This window comes from uncultured Stenotrophomonas sp. (genome assembly GCF_963519925.1).
In the GTDB taxonomy this organism is placed as follows: domain Bacteria; phylum Pseudomonadota; class Gammaproteobacteria; order Xanthomonadales; family Xanthomonadaceae; genus Stenotrophomonas; species Stenotrophomonas maltophilia_AE.
In genome coordinates this window covers 1-7,675 of sequence record NZ_CAUQPH010000156.1, presented here as the reverse complement: position 1 = coordinate 7,675, position 7,675 = coordinate 1, and the positions used below count along the sequence as shown (strand labels likewise).

At 69.0% G+C, this 7,675-nt stretch carries 11 protein-coding genes; 5 read left to right on the top strand and 6 right to left on the bottom strand.

The genetic code is table 11. From position 1 onward, the window contains the following. Positions 1 to 100: 100 nt before the first annotated feature. Positions 101 to 685 carry a sigma-70 family RNA polymerase sigma factor gene (locus RWO33_RS17835; RefSeq protein WP_314106528.1) on the bottom strand — a complete coding sequence of 195 codons (585 nt, stop codon included), beginning with the start codon at positions 683 to 685 and terminating at the stop codon, positions 101 to 103. A 113-nt stretch (positions 686 to 798) separates the two neighbouring features. Between RWO33_RS17835 and RWO33_RS17830 the strand changes: the two genes are divergently transcribed. Both RWO33_RS17830 and RWO33_RS17825 read left to right on the top strand, forming a co-directional pair. After that, entirely contained in the window at positions 799 to 1,017 is a 219-nt protein-coding gene (locus tag RWO33_RS17830) for a hypothetical protein (protein ID WP_314106526.1), read from the top strand. A gap of 34 nt (positions 1,018 to 1,051) precedes the next feature. Next, a complete protein-coding gene (locus tag RWO33_RS17825; protein WP_186308906.1) occupies positions 1,052 to 1,633 on the top strand; it encodes a mechanosensitive ion channel family protein in 582 nt (193 codons plus the stop codon). 137 nt (positions 1,634 to 1,770) lie between these two features. On the opposite strand, the gene RWO33_RS17820 is transcribed toward RWO33_RS17825, so the two are convergent. Together RWO33_RS17820 and RWO33_RS17815 are read right to left on the bottom strand one after the other, a co-directional pair. Then, complete coding sequence (locus tag RWO33_RS17820) at positions 1,771 to 2,037, bottom strand: DksA/TraR family C4-type zinc finger protein (protein WP_314106524.1); 267 nt, start codon at positions 2,035 to 2,037, stop codon at positions 1,771 to 1,773. A 131-nt stretch (positions 2,038 to 2,168) separates the two neighbouring features. Continuing rightward, entirely contained in the window at positions 2,169 to 2,729 is a 561-nt protein-coding gene (locus RWO33_RS17815; RefSeq protein ID WP_314106522.1) for a DUF2058 domain-containing protein, read from the bottom strand. Between the two features lie 72 nt (positions 2,730 to 2,801). On the opposite strand from RWO33_RS17815, the gene RWO33_RS17810 reads away from it, so the two are divergent. Next, complete coding sequence (locus RWO33_RS17810) at positions 2,802 to 3,299, top strand: M48 family metallopeptidase (RefSeq protein WP_314106520.1); 498 nt, start codon at positions 2,802 to 2,804, stop codon at positions 3,297 to 3,299. Positions 3,300 to 3,302: 3 nt separating this feature from the next. Here the strand turns inward: RWO33_RS17810 and RWO33_RS17805 are convergent, their stop codons facing one another. Beyond that, positions 3,303 to 3,614, bottom strand: coding sequence for an AzlD domain-containing protein (locus RWO33_RS17805; protein WP_145479662.1), 312 nt, complete (start codon positions 3,612 to 3,614; stop codon positions 3,303 to 3,305). Further along, positions 3,611 to 4,330, bottom strand: coding sequence for an AzlC family ABC transporter permease (locus RWO33_RS17800; protein ID WP_314106518.1), 720 nt, complete (start codon positions 4,328 to 4,330; stop codon positions 3,611 to 3,613). Before RWO33_RS17800 ends, RWO33_RS17805 begins: the two co-directional genes overlap by 4 nt. Positions 4,331 to 4,434: 104 nt before the next feature. On the opposite strand from RWO33_RS17800, the gene RWO33_RS17795 reads away from it, so the two are divergent. Together RWO33_RS17795 and RWO33_RS17790 are read left to right on the top strand one after the other, a co-directional pair. After that, a complete protein-coding gene (locus RWO33_RS17795; protein WP_314106516.1) occupies positions 4,435 to 5,145 on the top strand; it encodes an rRNA pseudouridine synthase in 711 nt (236 codons plus the stop codon). Between the two features lie 52 nt (positions 5,146 to 5,197). Continuing rightward, positions 5,198 to 6,778 (top strand): phospholipase D family protein, encoded by a 1,581-nt coding sequence (locus RWO33_RS17790; RefSeq protein WP_314106514.1) that lies wholly within the window; start codon positions 5,198 to 5,200, stop codon positions 6,776 to 6,778. Between the two features lie 18 nt (positions 6,779 to 6,796). Here RWO33_RS17790 and RWO33_RS17785 read toward each other — a convergent pair. Further along, positions 6,797 to 7,675 (bottom strand): HDOD domain-containing protein (locus RWO33_RS17785; protein ID WP_314106512.1); only part of this gene is annotated, 879 nt, incomplete at its 5' end.

Sequence of the window (7,675 nt, the reverse complement as noted above, 5' to 3'; positions counted from 1 at the left end):
GCGATCCGCTGCCAGGCCTGCGGCGGCGGCAGCCGTTCGGCCGGCAGCGCGCGCAGGCGTGCCTGCAGGTCGGTATCGAATGCGTGGGGGTCGTGGTCGTTCATGCGGGTTCTCCCAGTCGCGCGCGCAGCAGGCCGCGGGCGCGATGCAGCTGTGCCTTGGAACTGCCGACCGCCATCTGCAGCTGGTCGGCGATTTCGTGGTGCTTCCAGCCCTCGATGTCGTGCAGGACCAGCACGGCGCGGGCGCGTGGCGGCAGGGTTTCCAGCGCGCGCTCCAGGTCCAGCGAGGTGCCCGCACAACGCTCCAGCGCGGGCATCGAGTCCAGCAGGTCGCCGTCGTCGTCGCCGCTGTCGGCGGCGTCGCGGGCCGCGTTGGCACGCAGCTCCATCAGCGCGGCATTGACCCCGAGCCGATGCAGCCACGTGCCCAGGCTGCTGTCGAAACGGAAGCCGGGAAGCGCACGCCATGCCTGCAGGAAAGCCTCCTGCAGCGCATCCTCGGCGCGTGCGGCCTGGCCGCCGCACAGGCGCCACAGCACCGCGTACAGGCGTGGCGCATGCCGGTGGTAGATGCGCTCGTAGGCGTCCCTGTCGCCGGCCACGGCGGCCCGCACCAGGGCGGTCTCGTCGCTGGGGTCGGCGTCGTTGGCGGCGCGAAGTGCGGGCATGGTCGTATCGAGCATATCCCTTGGATGCGACGGCGATCGAAAAGGTTTAAGCGGGTCGGGTTAAACCTTTTCGCCCGGTGCCGCATCCAATCCCCTGTCACCCGCGAGGGATCGCCCAAGAGCTTCCCATGTCGCCCAGTTGCCTCGCCCTGCTGTTGTCGCTGGCCAGCGCCTGCACGCTGCCGGGTAGTCCTTTGACCGTGCATGTCTTGCTGCCACCGCAGCCGGACCTGTGCATCCGCTACCGGCAGCAGGCGCCGGTGTGCGTTTCGGCGATCATCGCGCTGGTCCAGCCGGGCAGAGCCCGGCTCACCCTGCCCGCGGCCCGGCACGACCGGCCGGGGTAAACTGCGGCCCCCACGTCACTACCTCCTGCTTTCCATGAAAGAACACCTGCCCGCCTGGACCCACGAGTGGCTGCATTACGGGGTACCTGCCCTGCAGATCGTGCTGACCCTGCTGGTGGCATGGCTGCTGCGCCTGGTGGCCCGGCGCCTGCTGCGCCGGGTGGGCGAGCACTACACCCTGCCCCCGGAAATGGTGATGGGCGCGCGCCGCGTGTTCACCTTCGTGGTCTATTTCGCCGTGCTGATGGTGGTGCTGCAGATCATCGGCGTGCAGGCGAGCGTGCTGTGGACGGCCTTTACCGGTTTCGCCGCCGTGGGTGCGGTGGCGTTCTTCGCGGCGTGGAGCGTGCTCTCCAATATCTTCTGCACGCTGCTGATCTTCACCACGCGTCCGTTCCGCCTGCATGACTACATCGAGGTGCTGGAAAACGGCGAAAAGCCCGGCCTCAAGGGGCGGGTGATCGACGTCAACCTGATCTACACCACGCTGCAGGAAAACAGCGGCGGACACGAAGGCACGGTACTGCAGATACCGAACAACATGTTCTTCCAGCGCACCGTGCGCCGCTGGCGCGACCCGTCGCAGGCACCGGGCGGGATCCAGGGCGACGGTTGATGCCGCATGCCGACCAACGGTCGGCATCTACCGGGCATGTCGACCAACGGTCGGCACCTACCGGGGATGGCGACCAACGGTCGGCACCTACCGGGTAGGCAACGACCGTTGGTCGTTGCTGCAATGTGCAAGCACCGTCAGCGCAGCTGGCTGTCCTTGCTGCCGCGCCGGTTGAAACCGCCCGCGTCGGACTGCGCCGCATCTTGGGCTTCCTGGCAGCGCACGCACAGGCGTACGCCGGGCACGGCGCGTCGGCGCGCTTCCGGGATGGGCGCTTCGCATTCCTCGCAGTGGGTCAGCCCCGGACCGTGCCGCAGCTGCGCGCGGGCGCGCTGGATGGCGTCGTCGACGGTGGCGTCGATCTGGTCCTGGACTGCGCCGTCTCCTGCCCAACCTGTCGCCATGACCTGTCTCCGGATAACGCCTGGGAACAGCTTAGACCTGGCTGATGCTGCTGTTGCGAAGGCTGGCTGAATGCCGGGGTTGCGACTGAATGCTTCAGGCACATCGCGGGCGACGATGCGTGGCGGGAGTATTACCAGATCAGGTCGTCAGGTACCTGGAACTGCGCGTAATAGGCATCGTCGTCGGCATTGCCGGTGCTCGGCTCGGTCGATGCGCCGCGGTCCTGGCCGTTGTCCAGCACGATCACAGTGGCATCGCGTTCGCGGATCTTGTCGGCGGCAGCGCGCGGCACCAGTTCGAAACCTTCACCGAGGCGCACGATCACCAGGCTGCCCACGGCCAGCTGGCGGCGAAGCACGTCGTTGACCAGCATCGTGCGGATCAGGGTGCCGTCATTGAAGCGATACTCGGTTTCGCCTTCGCGCTTGACCCGGTTGCTGTCGATGATCTGGCGGACCTGCGCCTGCAGTTCCTGCTGCCGGCTCTTTTCCTTGCGTTCGGCCTCGATCGCGCGATCGCGCTCGGCCTTCTCCGCACGCAGGCGATCGGCCTCGCGCTGGCTGTCGGTGGGCGCCACCGGGGCCTTGCCATGGCGGGCCTTCACCTGTTCGCGCGCGGCCTGGGAGACCTGGGACTTCTTGACCAGCCCGGCCTTGAGCAGCTGTTCCTGCAGGGGATTTGCCTTCGCCATTGCCTGTACGTCTGTTGGTGCGGGATTCCAGGGGCCATCATACTGCCCTGGCCACCGCTCCCCAACCGCTGCATGACCGCCCTGAAATACCTTGCCGGCTACCCCGACGCCCTGCAGCAGCAGGTGCGCGAGCTGATTGCGACCGACCGCCTGGGCCCGTGGCTGGAACGGCGCTACGCCGAGCTGCATACGGTGCGCAACGACCGCCAGCTGTACGACTACACCCAGGCGCTCAAGGAGCGCTACCTGCGCCAGTCGGTGCCCTTGTCCAAGGTGCTCTATGACAGCCGCCTGCAGGTACTGAAGCATGCGCTGGGCACCCACACCACGGTGTCGCGCGTGCAAGGCAGCAGGCTGAAGGCCAGCCGCGAGATCCGCATCGCCAGCGTGTTCCGCGAGGCCCCGGCGCCGTTCCTGAAGATGATCGTGGTGCACGAACTGGCGCACCTCAAGGAATCGGACCACAACAAGGCGTTCTACCAGCTGTGCACGCACATGGAAGCGGACTACCACCAGCTGGAATTCGACCTGCGCCTGTACCTGACCCACCTGGAACGCGACAGCGGCTGACCCTCACCCCACCCCGGCCCAGCGCAGCAGTGCCGCCGCAGCCGCGCCCAGCACCACCACCAGCAGGAACGGCAATCGCAGCAGCAGCGCTACCGCCGCCACCGCCAGTGCGCCAAGCCGCGCGTCCAGCGCCACCGCCGCCCCATTGGCTACCGTGTTCATGGCGGTCAGCGACGCCAGCAGGCCGATGGTCAGGGTGCCGGCAACCCGGGTCATGCGCGGCGATTCCAACCAGCGTGCCGGTACGCGCCAGCCGACCAGTTTGATCGCATACGCAGCCGCGCATGCCAACAGCAGCCATCCCCACAGGCTCATGCGCGCTCCTGTGTCGAACGTGGCTCGACATCCGGCTCAAGCCCCTCGTCTCGCGGCCCCGGTACCAGCGCGCCCCACAGCGCGGCCACGGCGGCGGCCAACAGGATCGGAATGCCGGGCGGTACCCAGGGCAGCGCCAGCACGGTCACCAGCGCGGCCACGATCGCGATGGCGACGGCATCGCGCTGGCGCAGTCGGGGCCACAACAGCGCCAGGAAGGCCGCCACGGCAGCCCCGTCCAATCCCCAGCGGCGCGGGTCGCCGAGCGCATCGCCGGCCAGCGCGCCCACGGCGGTAAACACATTCCAAAGCACGAACACGCCGATGCCGGCGGCCCAGAACCCGCGCCGCTGTTCCAGTGCCACGACCTGGCTGGACGCGGTGGCCGCCGATTCATCGATGGTGACCTGCGCACCCAGCCAGCGCCGCCAGCCGCGCAGACCCATCATCCGGTTCATCTGCATGCCATACACCGCATTGCGCACGCCCAGCAGCGTGGCGGCGGTGAACGCGGCCGACCCGGCGCCGCCGCCGGCGATGACCCCGATGAACGCGAACTGCGAGCCGCCGGTGAACATCAACAGGCTCAGTGCCTGCGCCTGCCACGGGCTGAGCCCGGCGGCCACCGCCAGGGCACCAAAGGAAATGCCATACAGGCCGGTAGCCACGGCAATCGAGAGGCCGACTTTCACGGCAGGGGACGCGCGCCAGTTCATCATCGGATCATGCCAGCACCGCTTCTGCCGCGCAGCCCGCAACGCGCGGCAGGCGCCAAGCCAGTACACTCCCCGCCCGCGTCCTGCCTTATGTTGCCGCCCCGATGACCGACCCGATCCGACTCGACAAACGCCTGACCCACCTGATCGGCTGTTCCCGCGGTGACGCCCAGCGCTACATCGAAGGCGGCTGGGTCACCGTCAACGGCGTGGTGGTCGAGCAGCCGCAGGCGATGGTGACCGATGAGGCGGTGGTGCTGCGCGAGAATGCCGAGGCGACCCGCGCCGAAACGGCCAGCATGCTGCTGCACAAGCCGGCCGGCGTGCCCGCCGACCAGCTGTGCGCGATGGTGACCCCGGACAGCCGCAGCGAACTGGATGCCACCGGCGTGACCCTGCTGCAGCGGCACTTCCACGCCCTGCAGCTGGCGATGCCGCTGCCCGCCGAAGACAGCGGCCTGGTCGTGGTCAGCCAGGACGGACGCGTGCTGTCGCACCTGCAGGACCGTGGCGCCACGCTGGAACAGGAATACCTGGTCGAGGTCAGCGGCGAGCTGGTGCCGTATGGCATGAAGCGCCTCGCGCATGGCCTGAGCTTCCGCAACTGGCCGCTGCCGCCGTGCAAGGTGAGCTGGCAGAACGAAACCCGCCTGCGCTTCGCGATCAAGCCGGTGGCCGCCGGCCAGCTGCGCGACATGTGCCGGCAGGTCGGGCTGGAGGTGATCAGCGTGCGCCGCCTGCGCATCGGCCGGGTGGCGATGGGCAAGCTGGCCCCGGGCCAGTGGCGCTACCTGGCGCCCGACGAGCGCTTCTGATCGGCGCGGCCGTGCACTCGCAGTGCACGTGCAGGCCGCTTACGATCAGGCGATGACCAAGACGATGCCGCTGTGGCGCCGGTTGCTGCGCGGATTCTGCGTACTGCTGGCGATTCTGATCCTGCTGGTGCTCAGCGGACTGCTGCTGGGCGACCACCTCACGCCCAAGGCGATGGGCCCGCACAGCACGGTGCTGCCGCTGCAGCCTGCGCAGGGACCGATCGACCGCGAAGTGGTGCGCCTGCAGGCCGAACACCCCGGCCACTCCGGAGTGGCGTTCCTGTCCGAAGGACTGGACGCGTATGCGGCGCGCGCGGTGGTGACCCGCCACGCCGCGCGCAGCCTGGACCTGCAGTACTACATGTGGAAGGACGACCTGATCGGCCACCTGATGGCGCGCGAGCTGTACCAGGCCGCCGAACGCGGCGTGCGCGTGCGCCTGCTGCTGGACGACATGAACGCGCAGGACAAGGACGCGCTGATGATGGCGCTGGACGAGCATCCCAACATCGAGATCCGCCTGTACAACCCGTTCCGCAACCGCGACGGGCTGTGGCGGCTGGTGGAGATGGTGCAGCGTTTCTTCAGCGTCAACCACCGCATGCACAACAAGCAGTGGATCGCCGATGGACGGGTAGCGATCGTGGGCGGGCGCAACATTGGCGAGGAGTATTTCAGCGCCCGCAGCGACGTGAATTTCCGCGACCTGGACCTGCTGGTGGCCGGCCAGGCCGTGCAGCAGGCCAACGCCATCTTCGATGATTACTGGAACAGCGACGCAGCGGTGCCCATCTCCGCCCTCGCCTTCCATACGCCCGCCGAACTGCGCCTGCTGATCCTGGAATCGGACAACGAAGCCCGGCTGGCGGCAGCGCAGCCGTTCCTGCAGCGGGTGCGGCGCGCAGCGTCGGCGCAGTCGTACTACCGCAACGAGGTGGACCTGCACTGGTCGCCGCGGGTGGAAATCCTCTCGGATCCGCCGATGAAGCACCGCCGCGACGATCCCGGCAACTGGCTGGTGACCCGCCTGGTACGCGAGATGGAGGCGACCCGGCACAAGGCCCTGCTGATATCGCCCTATTTCGTGCCCGGCGACGCCGGTGCGCGCGGGCTGGGCGAACTGGTGCAGCGCGGCGCCTACGTGGGCGTGGTGACCAATTCGCTGGCGGCCAACGACGTGGCCGCGGTGCACAGCGGCTACATGCATTACCGCCAGCCGCTGCTGCAGGACGGCGTGCACCTGTATGAGCTGAAGTCGCGCGGCCGCGGCGGTGGTGGCAGCGGCCCGTTCGGCAGCAGCGGTGCCAGTCTGCACACCAAGGCGTTCCTGATCGACGACCGGCGTGGTTTCGTCGGCTCGTTCAACCTCGACCCGCGCTCGGCCTACCTCAACACCGAAATGGGCGTGATGTTCGAGGACCCGGCCCTGGCGACGCAGCTGCGCGGGGAGTACCTGCGACTCGCCGCCCCGGACCTGAGCTACTGGGTGACCCGCACGCCCGACAACCAGGTGCGCTGGCTGGATCGCGCCGCACACCCGCCGCAGCTGCTGGACCGGGAACCGGATACCTCATGGCGGCAGCGCGCGATCGCGCGGGTGATCAGCTGGCTGCCATTGGAATCCCAGTTGTAACGCAGCGCGCGGCCGGCTTCAGCCTTCGCCGGGTTCATCCCCGTCCAGGGTTTCCACGCCCCGTCCGTGCAGGCGCCGCCAGATCCATTGCAGTGCGTGCGCCGGGGTGCCCGGAAGCTGCTCCAGCAAGGCCATGGCCTGGGCCTGGCTGATCCGTCCGTGCCGGCACAGCAGGCTGGCCGAAGCCGCCGCGCGGGCGAAATGCAGGCTGGCCGCCAGGCCGGCACCGCCGGGCGCAGGGTCGCGCAGCAACGCCTCGTGCACCGACGCCGGCAGCTCCCAGGCCGCCGCGATGCGACTGGCGACCGGCAGGCTCCAGCTGTCGAGCAGGTCCGTGGCCAGTGCCTGCGACGGCACCGCGCCCAGCTGCCAGGCGGCATCCAGCAGCTGCCGCATCACCAGTGCCGCGCCCAGGCCCTGGGTCAGCCCCATCCACTGCGCGGCGAACGCATCTTCGTGGGTGACCAGGCGGGCGTGGTCGGCGGCGGCCCGCGAGGCCAGCAGGGCGTGCTCCCACACCACCGTGCCGAACTGCGGAAAGGCATCGCTGTGCAGTTGCATGACAGGCTGCACCAGTACCGCGCTGATGATCTGGCGGACGCCGTCGGTGCCGACCAGGGTCACGGCGCGCTGCAGGCTGTCCACCGGCTTGGCCTGCAGGCGGTATACCGGACTGTTGGCGATACGCAGCAGGTTGCCGGTGAGCACCGCGTCCTGGCCGATGATTGCGGCCATGTTGCGCGCCGAGGCGTCGCTGTCGTTCACGGTCTGGATCAGCTGCGGCAACAGCTGCGGCCGGCGCGGCAGGTGCCGGGCCGACCAGTCCTGGGTGTCCAGCGCCGCGGCCACGGCGGCCTGCAGCGCGGCATCCTGGACGCCGGCCGCGCGGTCCACGCC